This is a genomic window from Haladaptatus cibarius D43 (genome assembly GCF_000710615.1).
In the GTDB taxonomy this organism is placed as follows: domain Archaea; phylum Halobacteriota; class Halobacteria; order Halobacteriales; family Haladaptataceae; genus Haladaptatus; species Haladaptatus cibarius.
Genome location: NZ_JDTH01000002.1, coordinates 888,341 through 913,553 on the forward strand (window position 1 = coordinate 888,341; position 25,213 = coordinate 913,553).

Below are 25,213 nucleotides of genomic sequence, written 5' to 3' on the forward strand. Positions count from 1 at the left end.
TTTACCACCTTGCCGCGCAACTGTTATTCACTAGGCCAGGGAGGCCAGGAGCTACACTTATGACGGATGACGAACTAATCTGGCGAATCGCAGGGGGTTCCGGGGACGGAATCGACTCGACGAGTCAGAACTTCGCAAAAGCCCTGATGCGGTCGGGGCTGGACGTATTCACGCATCGACACTATCCGTCGCGCATTCGCGGTGGCCACACGTACGTGGAGATTCGCGCGTCGGATGAGGAAGTAAAATCGCGGGGGGACAACTACAACTTCCTCCTCGCACTGGGTGACAGTTTCGCTCGAAACCCACAGGAAGAAGCCTACTACGGCGACGAGGAAATCAAGCCCCTAACGGAGAACTTGGACGAACTCCGTGAAGGCGGAGTCATCATTTACGACTCCGGACTGCTCGACACGGACGACGTTCCGAACTTCGATCAGCGCGTCGAGGAGAACGACTGGCACGTCTTCGACCTAGACCTTCGCGGTCTGGCCAAGGAGTACGGCCGTGAAATCATGCGAAACACGGCCGGTATCGGCGCGACCTGCGCCATCATCGGCCTCGAACTCGACGTGGTCGAGGAACTGATGACCGACGCCATGCCGGAGAAAATCCTCGAACCTAACCTCGAAATCCTTCGTGAGTCCTACGAGGATGTCAAGGAGAACTACGACACCGACGTTGGCGTGACGGTTCCCGAGAGCGAGCACGAGGAAGAACCCGTGCTCATTTCCGGCAGTCACGGTATCGCATACGGTGCCATGGACGAAGGGTGCCGGTTCATCGCTGGATACCCCATGACGCCGTGGACAGACGTGTTCACAATCATGACCCAGCACCTCCCCGACCTCGGTGGAATTTCCGAACAGGTCGAGGACGAAATCGCCGCCGCCGCGCTCGCAATCGGTGCGAGTCACGCAGGAGCAAAGGCGATGAGTGGGTCGTCCGGTGGCGGATTCGCGCTGATGTCCGAACCGCTCGGACTGGCCGAAATCACCGAAACGCCGCTCGTTCTCGTCGAATCGATGCGCGCAGGGCCTTCGACGGGAATGCCGACGAAACCGGAACAGGGAGACTTGGAACACGTCCTGTACACGAGTCAGGGCGACTCGAACCGCGTCGTCTTCGCGCCAGGTGACGCGCGCGAATCGTACATCCAGACGCGAAAGGCGTTCGAACTCGCCTACAACTACCAGATTCCAACAATCGTCCTCTACGACCAGAAACTCTCGGGTGGACACCAGACGGTGCCGGAATCGGTCTTCGACGAGGAACCGAACCCGGACATCGGAAAGGTCGTCACAGAAGAGGAAATCGAGGAAGGAGAACGCCTCGCCGGTCGATTCAAGCGATATCGCTACGACGGCGAAGACGGCGTCAGCCCACGCTCCCTGCCGGGACAGAAGGGCGGCAACTACCTCGCCTCCGGTAACGAACACAACGAGGCCGGACACATCAGCGAGGACGCGGACAACCGCGTCACGCAGATGGATCGACGGATGTCCAAACTCGACGCCATCCGCGACGAACTCGACGCGATGGACGAGTCCCACCAGACCGTGTACGGCGACGAGGATGCCGACTACGCTATCCTCAACTTCGGTAGCACGAAAGGCGCTGTCGAGGAAGCCGTGGACGTGCTGAACGACGACGGCCACTCGGTCAAGGCCATGAACGTCAGCGACATGCTTCCGTTCCCGAAAGGCGAAGTCAATTCGTTCCTCGAAGATGTGGACGAGGCGCTTGTCGTCGAGATGAACGCCACGGCGCAGTTCCGTCGCCACATTCAGGGCGAAACCGGTCGCCACGGCGACATTCTGTACAGCCTGCTGAAATACGACGGTAACCCGTTCGAGCCAGCCGACATCGTGGACGGTTTCGAGTCGCAACTCGACGGCAGTGCCGAGCCAGCACACAACACGCGGATTGAATCCGCACGGGGTGACTGAAATGAGTGTATTCAACGCAATCGACGAAGAACGAGACATCGACGTGAACGAGTTCACGCCCAGCCTCGAACCACAGGCGACGTGGTGCCCGGGCTGTGGTGACTTCGGCGTCCTCAAGGCGCTGAAACAGGCCATGCCTGAAGTCGGTCGAACACCGGACGAGACGCTTCTCGTCACCGGTATCGGCTGTTCCGGGAAGCTGTCCAGCTACTTCCAGAGCTACGGCTTCCACTCGATTCACGGGCGTTCCCTGCCGGTCGCACGCGCGGCCAAACTCGCCAACCCTGACCTCGAAGTCATCGCCGCAGGCGGTGACGGTGACGGGTACGGCATCGGTGGCAACCACTTCATGCACACCGCCCGCGAGAATCATGACATGACCTACATCGTCTTCGACAACGAAATCTTCGGCCTGACGAAGGGGCAGACCTCGCCCACGTCGCCGAAGGGACACAAATCGAAGACGCAACCGCACGGCAGTGCGAAAAGTCCGATTCGACCGCTGTCGCTCGCGCTCACCTCGGGTGCAAGCTACGTCGCCCGAACCGCGGCGGTCAACCCGAATCAGGCGAAAGAAATCCTCGCGGAAGCGATGGAACACGACGGGTTCGCACACGTGGACTTCCTCACGCAGTGCCCGACGTGGAACAAGGACGCAAAGCAGTACGTCCCGTACATCGACGTGCAGGACAGCGACGACTACGACTTCGACGTTCACGACCGACGTGAAGCGGCCGAAGCGATGCAGGAAGCCGAAGAGTCGCTCTACGATGGACAGGTGCTGACTGGCCGGTTCTACATCGACGAAGACCGACCGTCCTACCAGCAGGAAAAGCAGTCGACTGGCGACATGCCGGAGACGCCGCTCGCGGAGCGGTACTTCGACGACGACTACGAGTGGGAGCGAAGCTACGACCTGCTCGACCGTCACAAATAATCTCGTTTCACCGCTTCCGTCGCTTCGACTAACCTTTTCGCGGCTGGCAATGTGTTTTCCACTTCGCAAGGTATTTTTTCCTGTGAGTGAAACATCCTGATAACATGAGTACTGAATCGACAGAAGACCGAATCCTTCAGGTGTTAGAGAGCGATGCGCAGGCGTCGTACTCCGAAATCGCGAACCGCGCGGGGGTTTCGAAACCGACGGTTCGAAAGTATATCGAGAAGTTAGAGGACGAAGGCGTTATCGTCGGCTACTCGGCGGAAATCGACCCGAAGAAGCTTTCGAGCCAAAGTATCGCACTCGTCGGAATCGACGTAGAAAGCGAACGCTACGTAAAAGCGACACGGTTGCTCAAGGAGCTATCGGACATCGAAACGCTGTACACGTGCAGCGGCGACCACATGCTGATGGCGGAAGTTCGCGCGCCGAACGGTGACGCGGTCGGCGATGTCATCAGCGACGAAATCCTCTCCATCGACGGCGTTTCCGCGGCACATCCATCGTTCCTCCAAGAGCGTCTCAAATAGGTCGATTTACGGAAGCCGATTCACGAAAGTTGTATCGAAGGTAGCCCCCGTTCTATTTCCTCGCCAGTATCTATTTCCGTTAGTGCAGACGGCGGCTCGGGTCGTTCGGCGTTCTCCTCGGTCGAAACGAGTTGCAGATGCCACCAGCCAACGTCGTGCCACGCACCGTGTTTGTAGCCGACGGCTTCGTAGGTGCCGACTTGCTCGAACCCGAGCGATTCGTGGAGACTGACGCTGGCCGGATTCGGAAGCGCGATTCCGGCGTAGGCGTTGTAAAATCCCTGTTTTCTGAGGAGTGCGAACAGCGATTCGTACAGTCCACGCCCAATTCCAGAGCGACGATAGGAGTCGTGGACGTACACGGATACGTCCACCGACCACTGGTAGGCCTCGCGTGTGCGATGATTTGTTGCGTAAGCATAGCCGCAAATATCGCCTTCGTGTTCGCAGACCAACCACGGATAGTTCGGGAGCGTGTTCCGGATCCGGCTTGCCATCTCTTTTTCGTTCGGTGGGGTCGTTTCGAACGAGATGATAGTATCGCGGACGATGGGTGCGTAGATAGACGTGATTTGTGGGGCGTCGTCCACCTCTGCGCGACGAATGGTCGGCATCGTCTTGGGATATGTGATTCGTTGTGATAAACTATATAGACATAACTCTTGGCGTATCTCGAATCGGTGAACTCTGCCCTCTATTTTTCCCTGGCCGAGCAAATGAAGATGATTGCGACCACATATCCGATAATGGCAACGTACCAGCGTGAGGTGTGGGTTGATGCGCCGTTCGACGACGTGTGGAAGTTTTACTCCACCACAGACGGATTGGAGGCACTTACCCCCGAGTGGATGAACCTCCGCGTCGAAGGCATAAAAGGGCCGGACGGTGACCCAAACCCAGACGTGTTGGAGACGGGGACCCAGATTCGGTTGTCGCTCCTACCGTTCGGCGTTGGGCCACGACAGCGATGGATTTCGACGATTGTGCGACGGGAGGAAAAAGACGGGGCCGCCATGTTCGAGGACGAAATGAGAAACGGCCCGTTTCCGGAGTGGACGCACATCCATCAGTTCTATGCGGGAGACGGACGGACGCTCGTACGTGACAAAGTAAAATACCGGTTCCCGGCGCTCGGCGAAACGGGAAGTCCACTCGCCAAAGTCGGCTTCGAACCCATGTTTCGGTACCGCCACGAGAAGACGAAGAAACTGCTGGAGTGACGAGATTTATATCGAATAGTGTGCTATCAGATAGCGCATGCCAGACGTAGCCATCATCGGCGGCGGTCCCGCCGGACTGAGTGCCGCACTGTTCACTGCGAAAAACGGCCTCGACACGGTCGTCTTCGATACGGACGAAACTGCGATGCACGCCGCCCACCTGTGGAACTATCTGGGCATCAAAAGCATCGACGGCAGTGAATACATGGGAATCGCACGCGAGCAGGTGGACGAACAGGGTGCGGAACGAAAACAAGGTGAGGAAGTAACCAGCGTCGAGAAGTCGGACGAAGAATTCACGATTACGGCGGAGTCCGGCGAATCCAACGACTCCAACGAATACGATGCGAAATACATCGTATTCACGACTGGTCGCGCTCGGGATATGGCGGAAGAACTGGGCTGTGAATTGAACGACGACGGCACGGTGAAAATAGACATGGACAACGCGACGACGGTGGAGAACGCCTACGCCGCCGGGTGGACGGCGCGCGCTGACAAAATCCAAGCGGCAATCTCCGTCGGCGGCGGCGCGGCCGCCGGGCTGGATATTTTGAGCGCGGAAAAGGGACGTGCGTTCCACGACTTCGATACGCCGGAGGACGCGTAGCTAGTCGTCGAACTCGCCGTAGTCGCCGCCGAACTTCATGAAGAAGTAGGCTAGTCCGAGGGTGAACGCCATCGCGCCGGTCGATGCGACGCCGAGCGTTTTCGCGCTCTCGGGAATTGCAGGGCCAGCCGGTTCGCCCCCGCCTTCACTGCCACCAACTGTGATGGTGCCGGTCATACCGGACGTCGCGTGCGGAACACACTCGTACTCGTAGGAGCCTTCGGTGTCGAAGGTATGGCTGTACGTGTGACCCGTGTCGAACGTTTCGCTCTCGCTTCCGCTTCCTTCCCAGCCAGCCCCGTCGGGTTGGCTCGTCGGAATCACGTTGTGCGTGTCGGATTCCCACACGAACTCGACGGTAGTGCCGGGTTGAATCTGGAGTTCGGCCGGTTCGAACACGAGTTCGCCGCCCGGGCCGACGACGACTGTCTCGGTTCCGCCGCCACCACCGCCGCTGGTGGTCGTTCCGCCGGAGGTGCCGTTACCACCGCTGGTCGTGGTTCCGTTGGTGGTTGTTCCGGTGGTTGTACCGTTGCTGGTGGTCGTCGTCCCACCACTGGTGGTGGTTGTACCATCCTGCGCGGCGGCTGTTCCGGCCGCGCCGACAGCCGCGACGCCCGCAGAACCGAGGAGAAATCCGCGTCGGGTGACTGACTCGTCCGCTTCCCCATCTGTCATGCGCGAGGGTTGGAACCGGTGGGTACTGAATACTTTGGTTTCACCCCACCACCTTTTGCCGCGGTCGGGAGTCGAATCCGGCGTCACAATGACGCCGGATTCGACCTTCCCCCCTGACAAAATCTGAACCAAAACCTCGGTGCTCCTTTCCGTCCCCGCCGAGTCCGCTCATTCGTCGCTGTCGCTCCTCATTCGCGGTGGGTGGGCTGGCCGCTAGCGGTTGCGTCGATTGCTGTTTCTGGCGACTGTGTCCATTTCGACTTCTGTGGGTGCCCTGTTTGCTGTTTCTGGCGGTTGTGTCACCAACCTATCGCTCGAATCGACTCGTTTCACGAGTCAATTCGTCGCTAAAAAATAGCCGAAGCTATAGTCGATAATCGTGCTCGCCGGTTTCTGTTTCGAGGAACGCGGTGAGCAGGTCGATAGTTGCTGAAATGTCGTCGCCGTGGGCGCTTTCGGTTACGGTGTGCAGGTAGCGCGTTGGAATGGAAATCGCGCCGACCGGCTTTGCACCGTGGGTGTTCTGAAATCCGGCGGTGTCGGTGCCGCCGGATGGAAGCACTTCGAGTTGGTGTTCGATGTCGCGTTCCGCGGCCAGTTCGCGCATTCGTCGGTGAACTTTGGGCGACGTGACGACGCTTCCGTCTTTGAGTTTGATGGCGGTTCCCTCGCCGAGACGAGTGACGTAGTCCTTTTCGTACTTGACTTTGGGAATGTCGTTTGCGACCGTCACGTCGAGCGCAACGGCGAGGTCTGGGTCAACGTCCACACCGAGTGCTTCCGCTCCTCTGAGGCCGATTTCCTCCTGCACTGTGGCACAGAAATGAATCGTCACGCTCGGATTCTCGATTCGTTTTGCGGCTTCGAGCATTGCGAAGAGACAGACGCGGTCGTCCAACGCCTTCCCGGAGACGTGGTCGCCGACCCGCGTCGTCGTCTGTTCCATCGTGACGATGTCGCCGACGGAGACGCGGGATTCGGCTTCCTCGGCGGAAAGCCCGAGGTCGATGTAGACGTCCGAAACGTCCTGTTCGTCCTCGTCGTCGTCCAACAGGTGCGGCGGCGTCGAACCGATGACCCCGGTCAAATCTTCGTCTTCTGCGTGAACCGTAACGCGCTGTGCGCGGAGAATTCGGGAGTCCCACCCACCCAGTGAGTCAATCGAGAGAAAGCCGTCCTCGTTTACGTGCGTGACCATGAACCCGATTTCGTCCATGTGGGCCGGAACGGCGACTTCGTAGTTGCTTTCGCCCTCAATTGTCCCGACGACGTTGCCCATCGCGTCGGTGCGAATTTCGTCCACTTCCTCTTCCAATTCCCGGCGGACGACGTTCCGGATTCGGTCTTCGTACCCCGGTGCACCACTTGTTTCGGTCAGTTCTCGCAACAGTTCGAAATCGAAATCAAACGCCATGTCCCACCTGCGGCGTATCGTAGTATAAAACTCGCTGAACCGGAGAACTGGTGACCCGGCAAGACAGCAAATTGAGAGTTGGCAGATGGATACCCCGATGCCTCGGCCAAAAACTCACAACTTGTTTATCGTGGTTCCGGAACGTTTTTGCCAGTTACACACACAGACATTGACATGGCTGACGAAGCAGAATTTAGACAGCAGTTTCACGACGCATTCGAAGGTGCAGATTACCCAGTGAGCAGTCCGATGGACCTCGTTCCGGCGCTCCCGAACGGCCCGGGAACGCGCTTCGAATCCGGCGACACGAGTTTCACCGCGATGGAGCTGGCGACGAAAATGAACGATACGCAGGACTTCCCGTACGACGACGTTGACGCCCTCGTCGATGACCTCATCGAAGGGCTGAAACAGAAGGATATGCTGTAATTACTCTTCGTCCGATTTTTCTTCCGGAAACGCAACGAGCAGTACCTCCCACACGTCGTGCTGTTCGTTGAATTTGCTGTCGAGAACCCGGTCGTTCTCACCGATTGGTATCGGCTGTTGTGGCCGCGATAGTTCGAGCCACGTCAGCGTCGGCTCTGTAATTTCCATCTCGGCAATATCCGCGATTTCCTCTGTTTCGGCTCCGTACTCCCCCGTCTGTGTTTCGTGACTCTCCATCATTTTCCCCGTGCGGGGTACCACAGGCCAACACATAACTGTGCTGGCGGCCCCGTGGAGTATCCACGTTTCCCCTGTTTTTCCTCTCTTCCCTTATCGTTCGACTTGCGGGTTTTCCGGAACCGCGGCGCGTTGGCGGTCGTATCGTGGATGCTCGCCAGCATACACGTGGTCGAAGATGGCGTCGGTGTCGTAGCCCTCGTGGGATTCGGCGGCCTCGACTGCTTCCGCGACGTGTTCTTTCGTTTCCTTGCGGAGTTCTTTTTCGTCCGCCTCCGTCCATCCGTGTTCGGATTCGAGATACTCCCGGGTTCGGTCGAGCGGGTCTTTCTTCGCCCACGCCTCGACTTCTGCTTCGTCTCGGTACTTCGTCGGGTCGTCGGTCGTGGTGTGAGCACCCTGCCGATACGTGACGGCTTCGATGAGTATCGGTTCGCCGCCGTCCGCTCGTTCGAGCGCGTCGCTCACCGCGCGGTACACTGCAAACACGTCGTTGCCGTCCACGCGGACGCCCTCGAAACCGTAGGCCTGTGCCTTCTGCGCGATGGTCGCGCTCGCGGTCTGGCGCTCTCTTGGCACCGAAATCGCCCATTGGTTGTTCTGGCAGAAGAACACCGTTGGCGTCTCGAAGACGCCAGCGAAGTTCATCGCCTCGTGGAAATCCCCTTCGCTGGTGGCTCCATCGCCGAAACTCGCCAGCACGGCGGTGTCGTCGTCTTTGTAGTTCGAGGCCATGCCGACACCCACTGCGTGGGGCAGTTGCGTGGCGATTGGAATCGTCGGCGGGAAGGTTCGAAGTCCCTCGGCATCTTCGCGGTCAACGTAGTTGCCCGCTCCCGAGAGATGCAGGAGGATGTCCCGCATCGCGTGCCCGCGGGTGAGATATATCGCATGGTCACGATAGGTCGGGAAACAGTAATCGTCGGGAGAGAGGGCGTAGGCCGCACCGACCTGTGCCGCTTCCTGTCCTTGCAGTGGCGCATACGTCCCGATGCGCCCCTGTCGGTGGAGTGAGACGGCTTTCTGGTCGAACGTGCGTGCGAGTACCTGCAATCGGTACATGTTCTCTACGTCGGATGCCGAAAGGTTCACGTCCTCTTCGACAGTTCCATCGAGTCCAACCACGCGCGTCATATCTGGTGCTTGTGAAGCCATATTTGTGTAACTCCGAACGTCTATCGGCGAGACAACGTCTTTCATTATAAAACATCGCTACAATATGAATATCCGAAACAATCGGTAGGTGACTTAAATACCTTGATTATAAATCGTCGAGATTGTCGGCGGACAAGGGTGTATTTCCGACGAATCATCGAGATGTTACGTTTCGAAACACTTACGCTGAAACCACGAGACGTGTCTGCGTATGTCACAGTGGATTGGCCGAACGTTCACGAGCGATGCAGGATGGGATTTCCTCGAAACGATAGTCGATGTTGGCGACCGAATGGCCGGAAGCGACGGCGAACGACGCGGTGCAAAAGCGGCCCGCGACGCGCTCGAATCGGTCGGCGCGCGAAACGTGCGGCTGGACGAGTACGACATTCAGGGCTGGGAACGCGGAACCAGTGCGATTCACGCCGGGGACACGACGCAGGATTCTATTGCGCTTCCGCGCAGTCCGTCAGGAAACGCCGACGGGGAGTTCGTCAACCTCGGCTACGGGCTGCCCGCCGATTTCGAGGAAAACGATATCGAGGGAAAAGTCGTGATGGTCGCTTCGAACGTTCCGGGTCACTACGACCGTTTCATCCACCGCCGCGAAAAGTACTATTACGCGGTCGAAGGCGGTGCAGCGGCGTTCGTTTTCCGAAACCACGTCGAAGGTTGTCTGCCACCGACCGGAAGCGTCGGCACCGAAGCCGACCCAATCGGTGATATTCCCGCAGTCGGCGTCAGCAAAGAAGTTGGCTCGCGTCTCGCCCGACGATGGGAGGGTGACGACGTGACTGTCGAAGTCGAGGCGAACATCCACGACGCGACCAGCCAGAACGTTCACGCGGAACTCGGGCCGGACACGGACGAACGGATTCTCGTCAGTAGCCACATCGACGGTCACGACATCGCGGAAGGTGCGATGGACAACGGTGCCGGGAGCGCCATGGTCGTCGAATTGGCACGCGCACTCGCAGAGCGCGAGGACGAACTCGAAACCAAAGTTCACTTCGTCGCCTTCGGTTCCGAGGAAGTCGGTCTCGTCGGGTCGGGACACATGGCCGAGGAAACCGACCACGACAGCATCAAAGCCATCGTGAACAACGACGGCGTCGCCCGCGGGCGAACCCTCTCGTTTTACACCCACGGCTTCGACGAACTGGAAGACGCCGCGAACGAAATTGCGGACGAGTTCAGTCACCCAATCACGACGATTCCACAGCAAGGGCCACACAGCGACCACTGGCCGTTCGTCAAGTGGGGCGTTCCGGGCTATCACGTCATGAGCGAAACCGGAAGCGAAGGCAGAGGCTGGGGTCACACCTTCGCCGACACGCTGGACAAGGTAGAAGTCCGCGACCTCCGCGAACAGGCCATCCTGCTCACCGAACTCACGGTGCACCTCGCGAGCGACGAGTTCGAAGTCAGCCACAAAGACCCCGAAGAAATCGCGGACGCACTGGAAGCCGAAGACCAAGCCGCGGGCATGAAAATCATCGGCGACTGGCCCTACGACGAATAACGCCGGAAACAGACCTCCCTCCAACGACCAGCGCGGTATCCTTTTCAAGACAGACCGAGACTGTTCAGGTAATGACCGAAACAGGTGACAACCGCACGGAGGAACTCCGATGCGGATAGGCCTCGTACCGAGCGAAAACGCCGACTCGGCACTCGTCGCGCGAATCGAAGACGCGCTGTCAGAAGAAACCACTACGACGGACGAGAGCGCTCGAACCGTCCTTGGTGCAAACCCGACAGTCGTCATCGCTATCGGCGAGTCAGCAGTCACCGACCTCGTTCGTGCTGACGTGTCGGTTCCCGTCCTCCCGGTCGATGCTGGAACAGGTCTGGAAAGCATGCCCGCGGAGAACGTCGAATCGGCCATCGAAACCCTGCTTTCGGGCGACTGGACGACGACGGAGCGACCCCTGCTTTCGGCGTCGGTCGATGGCAAACACGTTGCCAACGCGCTGTTCGACGCGACCCTCGTGACGAGCGAACCCGCGCGAATCTCCGAATATGCGGTGAAAGCGGACGGTGAATCGGTCGCCCAGTTTCGGGCTGACGCAGTCGTCACGGCCACACCTGCCGGAAGCCGAGGCTATTCGCGCAATGCTGGCGGCCCGGTCGTCCAACCCGGTTCCGGGGTCGTTTCCGTCGTCCCGGTCGCGCCGTTCGCCATCCACGTCGATAACTGGGTGCTCGGCGGCCCGGTCACGCTCTCGGTCGAACGCGACGAGGACGCGGTGGTGCTGCTCGCCGACGACCGCGAGGTGTGTCCCGTTGAACCCCACAAACCCGTCGAACTGGCGTTCGACGGGGTGATTTCCGTTCCAGCCGTGTCATCCCAACGGAGTTTCTTCGAGCCGTGAGTGGGCGAGCGAATTGGAAAGAATATAATACGCTGTCCTACTGAGTTTCGGACATGCAAGCGCTATCGTTGCTCGGGCCACTCGATGTGCTCGAACCTTACGTGGAGTTCATCGTCCTCGGACTTGTGTTGGTCAACATGGGGACTCGGATGCTCGCGTTCCGAAACTACAGGAAGCAAGCGCGAGATGACGACCGTGAGACGATTGACCGCTGGGTTCCACACGAACTCTCGAACGTTCTCCTCGTCCTCGCATCGTTCTACTTCCTGACGCTCCAGCACCACGGCGGGATGGTTCTCTCGATGCTCGTGCTGGGACTGTTCATCACCGACTTCTTCGAAGTCGAAGCGCGCTCCGTCGAAATGCGACGGGGCGTCCCGTTGGACAAACCGAAGGCGGCAGTTACCGCATCGTTCGTCGTCTTCCTCTATGCGGCCTACCAGAGCGTTTTCTCCGTCATCGAACCGCTCTGGAACGCTATCGTCTGAGGCGAGTTTACGCGACCGATTTCTTTCTGCATTCTCGTTTCGACTCCGTTCGAAGAGCACCAGCAAATCGAATGTAAAAACCGAAATTGCTGCTATTCGTTGCTCTCGTCGCTCTCGTTGTCTTCGACTGTTTCTCCCGCGCTTTTCGTTTCGATTTGTTCACTCTGATTGGCTGGCGTTTGCTCGTTCGCGTTTCGTCGCCGCCAGACGAAGATGCCAGCGACCGGCGCGCCGAGGACGACGAGATACGGGAGCAGATACGCCGTACCGACGACGATTGCCCGAAGCATGACGAATGCCCCGTCAACCGAATCGAGGAATGCGGCCACCACACCCGTCTCGTGCCACGATTGCTGTTCCGGCGTCTTCGTCTCCGCGTCGGGCCGTGGTTCCTGCATTCGCACCGTAACCGTAGAGTAGGCGACTCGGTCTTCGAGCGACTGCTGTTTCGCTTCTAATCGCTCGATTTCGCCCTGCACGTCCGAGAGTCGTTTCTGCACCGATAGCACGGCCTCCGTATCGCTGGCATTTTCGTACAGTCCACGAAGTTGCTCGCGCTGCGACCGAAGGTTCGTCAGTCGCGCTTCGACATCGACCAGTTGGTCGGTCACGTCCTTCGCTCCGGTGTCCGATTTTTCGACCTCGCCAATCCGTTTTGCCTCCTCGAAGAACGCCGAAAAGTTCTCGGCCGGAACTCGGAAGACGATTGTTCCGGTCGTCCACGTTTGGTTGCCGTTGCGATGAACGCGCTCGCTCGAATCGCTGACGAAACCGCCCTGTTCGCGGGCCAATCGGGTGACGTTTACGTTCGCCGTCTCGAAATTCTCGACTTCGACCGTTAGGTTCCCCGTTCGGATGAGCGCCCGTTGCTGAACCGCAAGCGCGTTTCGCTCTTGTCCCCCGGTCGTCGCCGAATCCGCCGACTGGATGTTCGCACTTCCGCCGTTCCCGGCATTCGGTGTGCCATTCGAGGCGTCGGAATCGTTTCCACCCGTTCCGGCACACCCGGCGAGAGCGACGAGGACGACCAACGAAAAGGCGAGCAGTTGTTTTCGTGCTATCATACTGGGTACTGGTTATCCTACCGACAAATGTATTGGGGAGGGTGAAAGAGGCGTTTCACCCTTCTCCATCCGTAAAACGACTCCCTGCCGGGTTCTCATTCGGTTCTATCTCCCCCTCGTTTTCGCTACAACCACTCCATCTTCCGAAAGTAGGCCAGCAAAATCAGAGTTACCGACAGCATTCCGACCATCACGGCGGGGTAGCCATACGTCCACCCGAACTCGGGGATGTTGTACGGACTATTCTCAAAGTTCATGCCGTACAGTCCGACGACGAAGGTGAGGGGCAGAACGATGGTGGCAACCACGGTGAGCTTTTTCATCACCTCGTTGGTCGAGACGGAAAGCGAGTTGAGATAGATGTCACGCGCGCCGCTGGCCAACTCCCGATACGTTTCGGTCAAATCCACGAGTTGAAACAGATGGTCGTACACGTCGCGGAAGTATTTCTCCGTCTCCGGTTGCATCCCCTCCGGGTCGCCCCGGGCGAGAGAACCGACTGCTTCGCGGGTCGGCCAGACGAGTTTTCGAAAAGAGAGCAGTTCCCGCCGAACGTTGTTTATCGACTCCAGGGTTGCGATGCTCGTGTCCGCGATGACGGCGTCCTCCACGGTTTCGATTTGCGCCTCGATTTGGTCGAGAACGTCGAAAAAGTCGTCCACCAGACCATCACAGATTCGATAGACAATGAAATCCGGGCCGCGAAGGATTCGCTGGTCGCCGTCGAGCGCGGCCTGCCAGATGCGTCCAACTGCGTCGATGTCGTGTTCCGAGAGGCTCACCAGCCAATCCTCGCCGATAAACAGGCCGACTGATTCGATGTCGATTTCCTCTCGAAACGTCGTGTCTTCGGGGACGAGTGTCGCGGTTTTGAGCAGAACGAACGTGTAATCGTCGAACACCTCAGTTTTCGGTCGCACGTCGCTTCGAATATCCTCGACGGAAAGGTGATGGATTGAAAATACGTCTGCGACGTGTTCGAGTTCGGCGTCGGTGGCATCGCTCGCTCGCACCCACACCGCGCCCGGTTTGTCGCGGGCGGTTCGAATGTTGTCGAACGTTTCGACGGTGCCGTCTGCAAACGCGAGTGCTGAAACGGTCACGCGGTTTCACCCAGTTGTGTCGCGTTGCCGATGGCGAGAAACGTGATGCCAACCATGACGCCGGTAATCGAAAACGCCCGTCCCGGATACGGTGCGACCAATCCGGCCAGATAGCCCGCCAACCCGAGAACCGTGAAGGCGATTCCGGCGACGAGAGAACGATTCATAGCCGTCATAGCGACAGCGAGAGGAAAAAATGTTGCCCGACGAAGTCGGCCAGAGCGAAGGGGTTACTCTCCTTCGTGTTCGACGCCTTCGATGAGTCGGGAGACGTTATCGGATTCGTCTAACTGTTTCGGATGGACGGCCATTACGACGACGATGTCGTCACCGTGTTCGACTTTGGTGACGTGGATGTTCACCTCGACACTCGCGCCGTTCGACTGCGCCGTCCCGGTGAACGTCGAAACTTCCGTTTCGGAACCGAGCATGGTCACGTTTCTCGTATCGGTTTCCTGAATATTCCTGACGTTGCCGTAGCCCGAAACGAACTTTTGGACTAACTGCCTGTTGTTGTAGCGAGCCAGCGGATTGACCGATTCGCCCGCAAGTTCGAATCGTGGGCTGCTAAGCACGGTGAACGTCGCTACCGTCCCCTCCCCGACGCCCGAGACCCCGACGGATTTCTCGTACTGGGTAATCCAGTTCGTCACCTCCACGTCCCGGCTTTCTCCGGCGACTTCGAACGACCGCTCCGTGTTCAGTTGTTCTTCGTTTGCCTTGTCGTAGCTCGTCTCCGAAAGCGCGTTGTCGCCGACAGTTGCCTTGTTGGCGCTATATGAGAGCGTATCCCCGAGAATGAATCCGAGACAGCCGCTCGTCAACACGAGAACAGCCACGAGCGCGCCAGCCAGTAATTTACGTGCCATATCGAAAACGGATACACGACCCGTTGGTATAAATCCGACGACTGTCGCTACCGTTAGGGAAGCGTAAATGACGCGCCCGAATCGGTATCCTGCACCTCGACGCCGAGTTCCTGTAGTTCGTCGCGGAGGGCGTCAGCACGCTCGTAGTTGCCCGCTTCGCGCTCCTGTTCGCGCAGGTCGAGGACGAGTTCCACGATGTCCTCGGCGAGTCGCACGTCGCCGCCGGTTTCGCCACCGAACGCAAAGCCAAGAACTTCGACGCCCAGTTCCTCGAACGTCTCGATGGCCCGCTTAAGGCCGTCGTAGTCGTATTCGTCGTGTTCATCGACATGGCGGTTTACTGCGGTCACGAGGTCGAGTAGGGCCGCCAGCGCGCGCCGCGTGTTGAAGTCGTCGTTCATCGCGGATTCGAACTCGGCGCGAGTCGTCTCGACTTCCTCACGAAGTTCGTCGTCTTCGACTTTCGTCCGGGCGTCCGGGCTGTCGAGTGCGTCCACTGCACGGTTGTAGCCGCCGGAAACTCGCTCCCAGCGGTCAACTGCCTCGCTCACGGTTTCGTCGTTGAACGTCTGGCGGTTCGAGTAGGACGTGGACAGCAGGAACATCCGAACCGCGTTCGGGCCGATTTCGGCCATCGCGCCGCGAACCGTCGAATAGTTGCCGAGGCTCGAACTCATCTTCTCGCCGTCGGTTTCCAGCAGTCGGACGTGAAGCCAGTAGCGCGCGAACTGGTGGCCGGTCGCGGCCTCGCTCTGGGCCACCTCGTTTTCGTGGTGCGGGAAGACGAGGTCTTGACCGCCGACGTGGATGTCGATGGTTTCCCCGAGATGTTTCATGCTCATTGCGGAACATTCGATGTGCCATCCCGGTCGTCCCTCGCCCCACGGCGATTCCCACGTTTGGCCGGAGGGGTGGGAAACCGCATACTCCGTATCCGATTTCCGGTGTTCGTCGATGGAGCCGTCGCTTACGCCATCTGCCTTCCAGAGCGCGAAATCGGCGTGGTTTCGCTTCTCACCCTGCTCGTCGGAGTCGCCGCCCTGCGCTTCCATCTCCTCGACCTTCTGATTCGAGAGTTTGCCGTACTCCTCGAACGTCGTCACGTCGAAGTAGACCGACCCGTTCGATTCGTAGGCGTAGCCTTTTTCGACCAGCGTTTCGATGAGGTCTACGATTTCCGGAACGTGTTCGCTGACCCGCGGATACACGTCCGCGCGCTTCAGGTTCAAATCGCGCATGTCGCGGATAACTTCCGTCATGAAGGTCTGTGCGACTTCGGCCTCGTCGTCGCCGAGGTCGTCTTCGCCTGCGCGCGCCGTGATTTTCTCGTTCACGTCGGTGAAGTTCTCGACGTGGCGCACGTCGTAGCCGAGGTGTTCCAGCCAGCGGTGCATCACGTCGGTGTGTATCCATCCTCGCGCGTGGCCGAGATGCGCATAGTCGGAGACGGTCAGCCCGCAGTAGTAGAGGAGAACCGAATCGGGGTCGCCCGGTTCGAACGGTTCTCGCTCACCCGAGAGCGTGTTGCTTACGGAGAGTGTCATGGGAAATCGTAGAATGAGCAACCGTTTTAAATCGTCGGAAGCGTCATCGTCCGCCGAGTTTCGGCACCGAATCCAGTGCGTTCTCGACGGCGCGAACCGCGTTTGCGCCGTCTCTTCGCCCGACAACCACTATGAGTGATTCGTCGGCGACGGCGGCGGCGACGACCGAAATATCGTCAACTGCGAGTCGGGAAAGGGCGTGTGCCAGTGCGGTCGCATCGACGTTCCCGGTCGCAAGCACGGCGGTCATCGAACCTGTATCCGGCGCAAATCCGGTGTCGCCGACCGTGAGAATCGGACGTTGGTCTGATTCTCCCAATCCATCCTGTTCTCCTAAGCCGCTCTGCATGGTGACGCGAACGTCCCGCGAATCGGTGTCATACTCCGGAACCTCGTCGGAAAATCGGTTCAGCGCGGTGGCAATCGCGTCCGTGTCGTCGCCGATTTCGTCCGACAGATATCGGGCTGTCGCGGTGTAGTTCAGCACGCCAGCGCGGAGCGCCGAGTAGAGAAAGGGATGGCGACGAACCGCTTCCCGTGTGGTTTCAGCGAGTGACATTATCGACGCGGACGCAGGGAACGCGCAAAAGGAGTACGATTATCGAGTCGGAAAACCGATTCCGTGGGTTACTGAAGCAGGAAATAGGCCGCCGCGCCCAGCCCGACCAACACGACGAATGTGCCGAACAGCGCGATGCCACTATCCACGACCAGTCCCGCACCGAACGCCAACACCAGCGCGAACAGACCGAGAAGCACGAGCGGAAGGTTTTTCAGCAGATTCGAACTCGACGGTTCGGATTCCATTGGACGCGTTCGCTGGGGTTTCGAGAGCGACTCGTCCACCGGAATCGAATCCTGCTGTTCGTCGCGTTCGTGAATCTCCACGTCAACGTAGGCGGCTTCAGCCCCGTATCCCGTAACGATTTTTAGTTTGCCGCTGGCGGGTGCATCCCGAACCGTGACGGTGACGTGACGGGTGTCGTCTGCTTTGACGTAGTGGTTCGTCGCGCTAAGCGAGGCCACTTCCGAGAGGTCGTCGTCCAGATGAAGATGGGCGTGAATCGGCGCACCGTGATTTTTCAGCGCGATGGTGAACGAGTCGTCAACCTCGAACGACTGCGCTACGTCGATGTCGTGCAGGCCGTCGCGGTTGACGTGAATCGGTAGCGTTTCCGACACTATTCTCACCTCATACTGTCAGTACAAAAATGTTCAGGCTTCTCGCATATCCGGCGGGAGAAGGTTCGGAATTCCGTCTTCGATGGGGTAGCGCTCGCCGCACTGCGTGCAGGTGAGGGTTCCGAAGATGACTTCCTCCGCTTCTTCCTGTCGGACGTCGAGTTCGAGTTCCTGTTTATCCAGTGGACAGCAGATGATGTCCATCAGGGATTTCTTCATATCCGGGTGGACGAAGGGACGGGGCAAAAACGTGACGGGTTCGATGGGTCAGCATTTCCGCTTTCGAAACGACTCTCACCCCCTGCGCGAAACGCACGCCATGAACTACATCGGCTGGGCAATCGTCGCCCTCATCGGCTACACGGCACTGCCGCCGCTCGTCAGCATCGCAACGCAAGATATTCCGGATACGGTCGCGGCGCTGGTGGCGAACGGTATCCTCGTCGTCGCGGCCCTCGCCGTGACGATGTACGAAGGCGAACAAATCGCGCCGTATCTCGTGAGCGACAAAGCGCCGTACATGTACCTCGCGGGCGTGTTTCTGGCAATCGGTATCCTCGCATACTATCGCGCACTGGCGTCCGGGCCGGTCAGCGTCGTCGTGCCGATTTTCGGCCTGTTCATCGCCACGAGTTCGGTTCTCAGTATCGCGTTCTTGGACGAACCCCTCACGGCGCGAAAAGTCGCAGGAATCGGGTTCGCACTGGCCGCAATCTATCTCACGGCGGTCGAATAGGAAACGAAAAATTCGAGAGACGGAGAAACCGTTGCCGCTTACTCCAGCGGATTCGTCAGCACGATGGTTTCCTCTCGGCCCGGGCCGACGCCGACGGCGTAGACGGGCGCGTCGAGTTCCTCGCTGATGTAATCGAGGTAAGCGCGTGCGTTCTCCGGAATCGCCTCGTAGCCTTCTTCTACGACTTCAGACCAATCGACTTCCGGCCAGCCGTCGAAGCTTTTGAGATTCGGTTCACAGCGACCCCAGCGCTCCGTCGTCGCTGGCATGGTGAAGATTTCTCCGCCGTCCACCTCGTAGCTGTGGCCGACGTTCAGTTCGTCGATGCCAGCGAGCACGTCGAGATGGTTGACGGCGAGGCCGGTGAAACCGTTCGCTCGGGCGGCGTGGCGGAGCATCGGCATGTCGAGCCATCCGACGCGGCGTGGCCGACCGGTGACGGTTCCGTACTCCCCACCTTCTTCGCGGATGTACTCCGCGAGTTCCTCGTTTTCGCCTGCGCCCTGTTCGTCGTAGCCGGGCGTGTCGCCGACGACGCCGCCGAGCTCGGTCGGAAGTGGCCCCCTCCCCACGCGCGTGAGGTAGGCTTTCACGATGCCGACGATTTCGCCGTCACCGACGACGCCGGGACTGAGGCCGGTTCCCGTGGCGGCCCCGCCCGCAGTCGGATTCGAGGAGGTGACGTAGGGGTAGTTGCCGTGGTCGATGTCAATGATGGTTCCCTGCGCACCTTCGAATATCGCCTCGTCGCCGTCGTCGAGGCGCGAAGAGAGGAACTCTCCGGCGTTGACGGTCATGTTCCCGTCCTTGAGGCGCTGGCCGTAGCGTTCGTACTCCTCGTGGAGCGCGTCGATGTCGAACGCGTCGCCAATTTCGACGCCAAAGACGTCTTCGGCGAGCGCACGCTTCTGCGGGACGACGTATTCGAGTTGCTCGCGGAGGCGGTCGGAGTCGAGCAGGTCACCGATTCGGATACCGCGCCGACCGGCTTTGTCCTCGTAGGTCGGGCCGATACCCCGACCCGTCGTCCCCACTTCGCGGTCGGACTCGCTTTTCACGTCCTCTTCGATACCGTCTAGAACGCGGTGGTACGGAAGGATGACGTGTGCGCGTCGTGCGACTCGAACGTCGGGGTCGAGTCCCCGTTCGCGGAGGGCGTCTATTTCGCTGAACAGCGTCTCCGGATTGACGACACAGCCGTTTCCGAGGACGCCGACTTTGCCCCGGATAACCCCGCTCGGAACGAGGGAGAGTTTGTATTCGGTGCCGTCCTCGACGACGGTGTGGCCTGCGTTGTCGCCGCCCTGATAGCGAGCGACAACGTCGGCGGCGTCGCCGAAGAGGTCGACGGCGCGGCCTTTGCCCTCGTCGCCGAGTTGCGAACCGACGATGGTTACGGTCATTCCGGAGGTTGCTTCTCGCGCACATCCTAAACCGATTACGGTCTTCGGAGAGGAATGATACACGTTTATGCATAGAATACGATTCTTTCCACCCTGTTTCTTGCAGTTTCGACGATACTGTCATCGAGAAGTCGGAAGTGTTAACTCGTCTCATTAAAAATCCCTTATCTGCACTTCTGCATGCGATGCGGACAACAACCTTTAAAAGGTACGAAGACAAGTTAACACATGCCATGATAGATCGACTGGAGAAGGAAGTCGATATGCTGGAACGTCACTTGCAGGTCCTGAAGATGGTTATCGAAAACGAGCCCATCGGCATCGTCAAGATGTCGAACGAGACGGGCTATCCTCATCACAAGGTTCGATACTCTCTCCGTGTCCTCGAAGAAGAAAATCTCATCTCGCCCTCGAATCAGGGCGCAATCACGACCGACCGAACTGAGGAGTTCGTCGCCGAGCTTGACGAGAAGTTGACGGAAATCACCGACAAACTCGACACGATGAAAATCGGCGAAAAACCCGAAGCTTAGAGTTCTGGAACAGTTAGGTGGAACTCGCCGTTACGCGATTCGACCAGACACAGATGGTATCCCCGCTTTCGGGATAGCTTGACGAAACTTTCTCGTTTTTCTCGCGTCAGCAGTCCGCCACTGGTTGCGTCCTCCGTCGTCTCCAACGCCGCCGGTTCGAAGAAGCTCTTCGTTACTTGGAAGGCCGCGCTCAGTTCGTTGTTCGCGCTGGCAACGTCGCTCGATGCGTCCACGAGCGACCCGAGCATCTCGCCGGTCGCCGGGTCGCGCGAATCGTTGATGTTCGCCACGACGAGCGGATTGCCCATCCGGTCGCGGAGGATGACGTCGAACGACAGTTCGCGTTCCTCGCCCTCCTCGGTTTCCGCGGTGAGAGTTCCCTGCAGTTCTGCACGGTCGATTTCCTGAATCCCTTCGAAGAGGTCTTTGAGTCCGCGCTGGTGGCCGGTTTCTATGATTTCGTACAGCAGGTCAACGACCAGCCACGAAACGAACTGGTACTCCATCGACTCGTGGAGGAACGTTTCGTACTCCTTTCCATCCACAGCGATACCGTCCACGTCGAACTGCGTATGATGTTCGAGTTTCAGGTTGGATTCTATCGTCTCCCGACTGGCGTCGCCCGCCGCGGCGTCGGCCAGCGTCCCCTTGCCTTTCGAGCCGTAGCGAACGAACAGATTCGTCTCGGTAAACGCCTGTTGTGGCGTAATCTGTCGCTCCGCGGTCACGCCGGGACTGTTCTGTCGAACCGTTTCGAGTTCGATTCGCAGTTGGTCGAGTTCGTTCTGCAACCGGTCGCGCTCCTGTTTTAGTTCGTCGCGCTCGACCTCGACGGATTTGAGTTCGGTTTGAAGCGCCTCGATTTTCTTCGCGCGCGCGGTCAGTTCGGCCTCCAACTCTTTCGTCCGGTTGGAACTGGACGCGGGCGCGCCGCGAGAATTCCGATTTTGGCTCTGTCGCTGCGGCGACTGGCGCGTGTTCCGCCGCTGTTTGACGCCCGTGTTGCGGGATTTCGAGGAGCTACTCTTTTCGGGGTCGAGCGACGGAATCGTCGTCGTCTCCCGCCACTGCTGTTCGTCGGAAAACGAGGCGGGCGTTTTGGTTTCGCTCGCGGAATCGGACGACTGCGGTGACTGGGTCGGTTGGGACGACTGGGACTGTTTCTGTTCCCGCTTTTCTTCCGGAGTCGCGCGCCGGGGACTATCCTGAGTTTGTGTTGGTTCCGTTTCCGGCGTCGGTTCCGATTCAGACGCCGTCGTTTGTGACGGCGGCGTCTGCGGGCTGGACGCTTGCGATGGTTGTGACGACGGAGCAGGTTGTCTGTCGTTCGGAGGGGATGGCACCGAATCGTCGTCGGATTCTGGTGGTGAATCGGGAACAGGTTCCGAATCAGCTTCCGATTCCGACCCCGATTCGGCGGCTGACTCCGACGGTTGGCGCTCGGTCGGTGTCGGTTCCGGTTCGGGTTCCGGCGGCGTTTCCGGTTCCGGAATATCGATGATGTCCACGTCTGCGGCGACGACTTCGTAAATACCGACTTCGTCGTTCGCGCGCTGGAACGCTTCGTCCCCCGTCAAAAGCTTTTCGCTCTCGCCGACGTAGGCGACGTTCATCGACCGACCGCCGTGATAGACGACGTAGTAGTCGCCGCTCAGGACGTTTTCACTGAGTTCGACGTACCCCGTGAACTTGTTCGAAGAGAGCGTACTGCTCGCCTCTTCGAGCGGCGTATCGTTGGTGTAGTACTTCGCCTGCGTCTTTCCGCCGCGCTCCTGCATGCTGAACAACAGCGGAAGCGAGGGGTGTGGGGCTTCGTATGCCTCTCCGTTCGCGTCCTCGAAGCTATCGATATTCCCGTCGAAAATGCCGACGACGCGACCGTTCAACATGAACAGCCACGCGCCGCCCACTTTGACGGCACCGGAAAAGTCGGCGTCGGCGAAGTCTCTGAGTGCCTCGAAGCCTCCGGAGAAGGGGCGTGAATCCCACTCGGTTATCTGTTCGACCGTGCGCGCATCCATATTACGTCAAAACGGAATCCCCCTCAAATACTTTCGGGTTGCCGGAATACGTCCGTCAGACGGAGTTCAACAAAAATACCTGTTCGTCACTCGCCACATCGAATCCATGTTCGACCACGGTTCCATACTCCGGCGTGGACGAATCCGCGACCGGATTGGTGTGATTCAGATGAGTGAAATGTAGGTCGGTTTCACAGTCCTCGAACCGCTTCATCGTCGTCGGAACTGTCGGGTGAGGAACGTTTCTCCCGACGACTTCGGCCGTCTCGCCAATCTCGTCCATCGAGTAGAACGTTCCATCGACCAACGCAACGTCGCTCTTTCTGACCGCTCGCTCCGCCTTCCGCGTCCAGTGGTCGATGTCCGGAATGTAGATGAGAGAGGAACCGTTTTCCTCGAATCGGAATCCGACCGTATCGGCGTCCTCGTTCCTGTGCGGGACGGAAATCGGGCGGCAGGTTAGTCCGTCGAGTTCGAACGGTTCGTCGGGCGCGAACGGACGCAGTTCGACGTTCTCGCGCGCGACGAGATGGTGATAGGCTTTGTTTCCGTTGCGGAGCCATGCCGCCATTTTTTCCGAGCAGTACAGCGGTTTACGCTCTGTGTCGTATCCCTCGCGCCCGAAGTAAAACAGGCCGCCGTAGTGGCCGATGTGGGCGTGCGTAAGAAGAATCGAATCGACCGTCGTCAACCCAACCGTTTGCTTTACGTCGGGCGGCGCATCGACCAGAATCGTCCGCTCGTTCGATTCGACCGCAATGGCTGGCCCGTGACGGACGACGCCCGCAGAACACTGATTGCACTCACAGTCCAGTCGAGGGATGCCTTCGTCCTGCGCCGTTCCGAGAACACGGATTTGCACGTCGCGTCGGCCGAAAAATCAGATTTTGCTCTCGGCGTCGTCGGCGAGTTCTTCCATTCGCTTGCCGATTCGACCGGCCTCGCTGAACTCGTCTTCGCTCATGACGCTCGCGAGCGAGTTTCCAAGCACGAAAACGGCGTGTTTGTGTTCGCTCTTGGATTTGTGAACGTGCGAGGGGTCAACGTCGAGCTGGTCGTATGCGTCGAACGCGCCGGTCGGAATGTCTTCTTGTTCCTTGAAGTACTCCATGATGGTGACCATCTGTTCGTGGAGTTCAAGGAGGTCATCCTTATGCATGAGTTCTGGTTGGTAGCTATGCGGTTTAAGAGTTTCTGAGAACTATTCACACGTCGAGGTGAAAACGGTGTTAGAAGACGTACTCGTCTTCGTGCCCCATCATCCCCTCGTCTTCAAGACCCGGATCTCTGTCGTTGTCCATCGGCCCACTCGTCTTGTATGCCTTGAGACCGGTTGCAAGCAAATCCTCGATAGCTTCTTCACGGTTGACGAACTCACCCTGTTCGACCATCTGGGCGATTTGCATTTCGAGATGCTCTGGGACGGTGATCTCTACCTTTGGCATTGGAACAGTTGCAGGCTTCGGGAGGGGTGTTCTTAAGTCTGACGGGTAGATAGTACGACGCTTGTGGAAGAGAAATTCCAATTCTATAAATTTGTTTTTGATGAAATCGTATAAAAACTCTCAACCTCAGAAATGGCTCCTCGCTGTGGTGTCGAAGAAAGGAAAAGTTTCCGTCTACGTCTCAACGGTTGCCGAACATCTGGTCGAGCGAGTCGATGATGCTACTCGGTTTCAGGGATTCGAGACGCTGTTGCATTCGCTTCTGGTTGAAGTAGCTAGCGAACGCGAGGATGGTCGGCGGCCACAGACCGATAAAGAGTCCTCGTTCTCGGTTCCCTCTGATGAAAAACTGGTGCCACGCGAGGAGGACGGAGACGCCTGATGCGAGTATTGCTACGTCGCGTGTCGATTCCTCTGCCGCCTCCATCGTTGGGCGCTCGCGCATTCTCGTCTGTTGTTCTGACTCGGACATGCGTCAGTTGCTATGCGTCACATCGTTCTTTGTTATTCAGCGAGTACTGACGTGCCGAATTACGATACGGCGATTACGCGAGAATAAGGGCTGCTTTCTCGCGTCGTAATCGAGATTATTCCGCCTGCTCTCGTACCACTCTCCGCAGTCGTTACACTGACGGTTTCGCGCCTACTGTGTCCACTTATGAGCAGTACGGACGTTACACATCTCCACGAAGAGTTCGACGGCGAGCGACTGCCGCCGGGACAGCGCGAGACGAACAAATTTCCCGTCCTCTCCAAGGGAAGCACGCCGGACTGGAACCCCGAGACGTGGGAATTTTCGGTAACTGGTGCGGTCGAAGACGAACTCTCCTTCTCGTGGGACGAGTTCCGCGACCTGCCGAGCGAAACGCAAAAACAGGACTTTCACTGCGTCACGGGGTGGAGCAAGTTCGACTGCGAGTTTACCGGCGTCACGTTCACCACGCTCGCGGAACTGGCAGGCGTGAAAGACGACGCAGTTCACGTCATGTTCTCCGCGCTCGACGACTATACGACGAACCTCCCGCTTGCCGACTGTATGCGTGACGAGGTGCTGTTCGCCTGGGATTTCGACGGCGACTCGCTTCCGCGCGAACACGGCGGCCCCCTTCGGGTACTCACGCCGCACAAATACGCCTACAAAGGGGCGAAATGGGTGGACGGAGCCGAATTTCTCACCGAGCCGAAACGAGGATACTGGGAGAGACGAGGTTATTCCAACACTGCAAATCCATGGAATGAGGAGCGATATAGTTAGGCTGAAGGGTTATCGCTCCTGAGTTCTCTTTCA

At 58.6% G+C, this 25,213-nt stretch carries 31 protein-coding genes; 12 read left to right on the plus strand and 19 right to left on the minus strand.

Features of this window, described 5'->3' with window-relative positions:
- The first annotated feature begins 59 nt into the window (after positions 1-59).
- From HL45_RS10015 to lrpA1, 3 genes are all read left to right on the plus strand, one after another.
- Positions 60-1,949: a 2-oxoacid:acceptor oxidoreductase subunit alpha gene (locus tag HL45_RS10015; protein WP_049970958.1), complete on the plus strand. Its 1,890-nt coding sequence runs from the start codon at positions 60-62 to the stop codon at positions 1,947-1,949.
- Position 1,950: 1 nt separating this feature from the next.
- Complete coding sequence (locus tag HL45_RS10020; RefSeq protein WP_049970959.1) at positions 1,951-2,886, plus strand: thiamine pyrophosphate-dependent enzyme; 936 nt, start codon at positions 1,951-1,953, stop codon at positions 2,884-2,886.
- 104 nt (positions 2,887-2,990) lie between these two features.
- Positions 2,991-3,419, plus strand: a complete 429-nt coding sequence (gene lrpA1 / locus HL45_RS10025) for an HTH-type transcriptional regulator LrpA1 (protein ID WP_049970960.1) — start codon at positions 2,991-2,993, stop codon at positions 3,417-3,419.
- A gap of 20 nt (positions 3,420-3,439) precedes the next feature.
- Here the strand turns inward: lrpA1 and HL45_RS10030 are convergent, their stop codons facing one another.
- Positions 3,440-4,033, minus strand: coding sequence for an arsinothricin resistance N-acetyltransferase ArsN1 family B (locus tag HL45_RS10030; protein WP_049970961.1), 594 nt, complete (start codon positions 4,031-4,033; stop codon positions 3,440-3,442).
- A 132-nt stretch (positions 4,034-4,165) separates the two neighbouring features.
- On the opposite strand from HL45_RS10030, the gene HL45_RS10035 reads away from it, so the two are divergent.
- Together HL45_RS10035 and HL45_RS10040 are read left to right on the plus strand one after the other, a co-directional pair.
- Positions 4,166-4,639 carry an SRPBCC family protein gene (locus tag HL45_RS10035; protein WP_049971988.1) on the plus strand — a complete coding sequence of 158 codons (474 nt, stop codon included), beginning with the start codon at positions 4,166-4,168 and terminating at the stop codon, positions 4,637-4,639.
- Between the two features lie 37 nt (positions 4,640-4,676).
- Entirely contained in the window at positions 4,677-5,249 is a 573-nt protein-coding gene (locus tag HL45_RS10040; protein ID WP_049970962.1) for an NAD(P)/FAD-dependent oxidoreductase, read from the plus strand.
- On the opposite strand, the gene HL45_RS10045 is transcribed toward HL45_RS10040, so the two are convergent.
- Both HL45_RS10045 and HL45_RS10050 read right to left on the minus strand, forming a co-directional pair.
- A complete protein-coding gene (locus HL45_RS10045) occupies positions 5,250-5,927 on the minus strand; it encodes a plastocyanin/azurin family copper-binding protein (protein ID WP_049970963.1) in 678 nt (225 codons plus the stop codon).
- 364 nt (positions 5,928-6,291) lie between these two features.
- Entirely contained in the window at positions 6,292-7,341 is a 1,050-nt protein-coding gene (locus tag HL45_RS10050; protein ID WP_049970964.1) for a M42 family metallopeptidase, read from the minus strand.
- Positions 7,342-7,515: 174 nt separating this feature from the next.
- On the opposite strand from HL45_RS10050, the gene HL45_RS10055 reads away from it, so the two are divergent.
- On the plus strand, positions 7,516-7,770 hold the full coding sequence (locus tag HL45_RS10055) for an MTH865 family protein (RefSeq protein WP_049970965.1): 255 nt from the start codon (positions 7,516-7,518) through the stop codon (positions 7,768-7,770).
- Here the strand turns inward: HL45_RS10055 and HL45_RS10060 are convergent, their stop codons facing one another.
- Positions 7,771-8,010, minus strand: a complete 240-nt coding sequence (locus tag HL45_RS10060) for a hypothetical protein (protein ID WP_233274746.1) — start codon at positions 8,008-8,010, stop codon at positions 7,771-7,773.
- A 90-nt stretch (positions 8,011-8,100) separates the two neighbouring features.
- A complete protein-coding gene (pdhA, locus tag HL45_RS10065) occupies positions 8,101-9,141 on the minus strand; it encodes a pyruvate dehydrogenase (acetyl-transferring) E1 component subunit alpha (RefSeq protein WP_084156856.1) in 1,041 nt (346 codons plus the stop codon).
- A gap of 232 nt (positions 9,142-9,373) precedes the next feature.
- Between pdhA and HL45_RS10070 the strand changes: the two genes are divergently transcribed.
- The 3 genes from HL45_RS10070 to HL45_RS10080 all read left to right on the plus strand — a co-directional run bounded on the left by HL45_RS10070 (position 9,374) and on the right by HL45_RS10080 (position 12,025).
- Complete coding sequence (locus tag HL45_RS10070; protein WP_049970967.1) at positions 9,374-10,684, plus strand: M20/M25/M40 family metallo-hydrolase; 1,311 nt, start codon at positions 9,374-9,376, stop codon at positions 10,682-10,684.
- Positions 10,685-10,793: 109 nt separating this feature from the next.
- Positions 10,794-11,537 carry an NAD(+)/NADH kinase gene (locus HL45_RS10075; protein ID WP_049970968.1) on the plus strand — a complete coding sequence of 248 codons (744 nt, stop codon included), beginning with the start codon at positions 10,794-10,796 and terminating at the stop codon, positions 11,535-11,537.
- Between the two features lie 53 nt (positions 11,538-11,590).
- Positions 11,591-12,025, plus strand: a complete 435-nt coding sequence (locus tag HL45_RS10080) for a DUF7313 family protein (protein WP_049970969.1) — start codon at positions 11,591-11,593, stop codon at positions 12,023-12,025.
- 92 nt (positions 12,026-12,117) lie between these two features.
- Here HL45_RS10080 and HL45_RS10085 read toward each other — a convergent pair whose 3' ends face one another.
- From HL45_RS10085 to HL45_RS10115, 8 genes are all read right to left on the minus strand, one after another.
- Positions 12,118-13,089 (minus strand): DUF4349 domain-containing protein, encoded by a 972-nt coding sequence (locus HL45_RS10085; RefSeq protein WP_233274747.1) that lies wholly within the window; start codon positions 13,087-13,089, stop codon positions 12,118-12,120.
- 125 nt (positions 13,090-13,214) lie between these two features.
- Positions 13,215-14,192, minus strand: a complete 978-nt coding sequence (gene corA, locus HL45_RS10090; RefSeq protein WP_049970970.1) for a magnesium/cobalt transporter CorA — start codon at positions 14,190-14,192, stop codon at positions 13,215-13,217.
- Positions 14,189-14,359 carry a hypothetical protein gene (locus tag HL45_RS21230; RefSeq protein WP_162833871.1) on the minus strand — a complete coding sequence of 57 codons (171 nt, stop codon included), beginning with the start codon at positions 14,357-14,359 and terminating at the stop codon, positions 14,189-14,191. Before HL45_RS21230 ends, corA begins: the two co-directional genes overlap by 4 nt.
- A gap of 63 nt (positions 14,360-14,422) precedes the next feature.
- Positions 14,423-15,061: a DUF6517 family protein gene (locus HL45_RS10095; protein WP_049970971.1), complete on the minus strand. Its 639-nt coding sequence runs from the start codon at positions 15,059-15,061 to the stop codon at positions 14,423-14,425.
- A 53-nt stretch (positions 15,062-15,114) separates the two neighbouring features.
- Complete coding sequence (gene cysS / locus HL45_RS10100) at positions 15,115-16,605, minus strand: cysteine--tRNA ligase (protein ID WP_049970972.1); 1,491 nt, start codon at positions 16,603-16,605, stop codon at positions 15,115-15,117.
- Positions 16,606-16,648: 43 nt separating this feature from the next.
- Complete coding sequence (locus tag HL45_RS10105; RefSeq protein ID WP_049970973.1) at positions 16,649-17,164, minus strand: DUF7523 family protein; 516 nt, start codon at positions 17,162-17,164, stop codon at positions 16,649-16,651.
- A 68-nt stretch (positions 17,165-17,232) separates the two neighbouring features.
- Entirely contained in the window at positions 17,233-17,787 is a 555-nt protein-coding gene (locus HL45_RS10110) for a DUF7524 family protein (RefSeq protein WP_049970974.1), read from the minus strand.
- A gap of 33 nt (positions 17,788-17,820) precedes the next feature.
- Entirely contained in the window at positions 17,821-18,006 is a 186-nt protein-coding gene (locus tag HL45_RS10115) for a methytransferase partner Trm112 (RefSeq protein ID WP_049970975.1), read from the minus strand.
- Positions 18,007-18,106: 100 nt separating this feature from the next.
- On the opposite strand from HL45_RS10115, the gene HL45_RS10120 reads away from it, so the two are divergent.
- Positions 18,107-18,523, plus strand: coding sequence for an EamA family transporter (locus HL45_RS10120; protein ID WP_049971991.1), 417 nt, complete (start codon positions 18,107-18,109; stop codon positions 18,521-18,523).
- A 38-nt stretch (positions 18,524-18,561) separates the two neighbouring features.
- Here HL45_RS10120 and HL45_RS10125 read toward each other — a convergent pair whose 3' ends face one another.
- Complete coding sequence (locus tag HL45_RS10125; protein WP_049970977.1) at positions 18,562-19,926, minus strand: adenylosuccinate synthase; 1,365 nt, start codon at positions 19,924-19,926, stop codon at positions 18,562-18,564.
- A 233-nt stretch (positions 19,927-20,159) separates the two neighbouring features.
- Here HL45_RS10125 and HL45_RS10130 point away from each other — a divergent pair, with 233 nt between their 5' ends.
- Entirely contained in the window at positions 20,160-20,459 is a 300-nt protein-coding gene (locus HL45_RS10130) for a hypothetical protein (RefSeq protein ID WP_049970978.1), read from the plus strand.
- Here the strand turns inward: HL45_RS10130 and HL45_RS10135 are convergent.
- The 5 genes from HL45_RS10135 to HL45_RS10155 all read right to left on the minus strand — a co-directional run bounded on the left by HL45_RS10135 (position 20,456) and on the right by HL45_RS10155 (position 24,397).
- Complete coding sequence (locus tag HL45_RS10135) at positions 20,456-22,480, minus strand: DUF7527 domain-containing protein (RefSeq protein ID WP_049970979.1); 2,025 nt, start codon at positions 22,478-22,480, stop codon at positions 20,456-20,458. The two genes, HL45_RS10130 and HL45_RS10135, sit on opposite strands and share 4 nt — an antisense overlap.
- A 55-nt stretch (positions 22,481-22,535) precedes the next feature.
- A complete protein-coding gene (locus HL45_RS10140) occupies positions 22,536-23,342 on the minus strand; it encodes an MBL fold metallo-hydrolase (protein ID WP_049970980.1) in 807 nt (268 codons plus the stop codon).
- Positions 23,343-23,360: 18 nt separating this feature from the next.
- Positions 23,361-23,639 carry a UPF0058 family protein gene (locus HL45_RS10145; protein ID WP_049970981.1) on the minus strand — a complete coding sequence of 93 codons (279 nt, stop codon included), beginning with the start codon at positions 23,637-23,639 and terminating at the stop codon, positions 23,361-23,363.
- A 70-nt stretch (positions 23,640-23,709) separates the two neighbouring features.
- Positions 23,710-23,925, minus strand: coding sequence for a ribbon-helix-helix domain-containing protein (locus tag HL45_RS10150; protein WP_049970983.1), 216 nt, complete (start codon positions 23,923-23,925; stop codon positions 23,710-23,712).
- 181 nt (positions 23,926-24,106) lie between these two features.
- Positions 24,107-24,397 (minus strand): hypothetical protein, encoded by a 291-nt coding sequence (locus HL45_RS10155; RefSeq protein WP_049970984.1) that lies wholly within the window; start codon positions 24,395-24,397, stop codon positions 24,107-24,109.
- Positions 24,398-24,583: 186 nt separating this feature from the next.
- Between HL45_RS10155 and HL45_RS10160 the strand changes: the two genes are divergently transcribed.
- Positions 24,584-25,180, plus strand: a complete 597-nt coding sequence (locus HL45_RS10160) for a sulfite oxidase-like oxidoreductase (RefSeq protein WP_049970986.1) — start codon at positions 24,584-24,586, stop codon at positions 25,178-25,180.
- Positions 25,181-25,213: the final 33 nt, after the last annotated feature.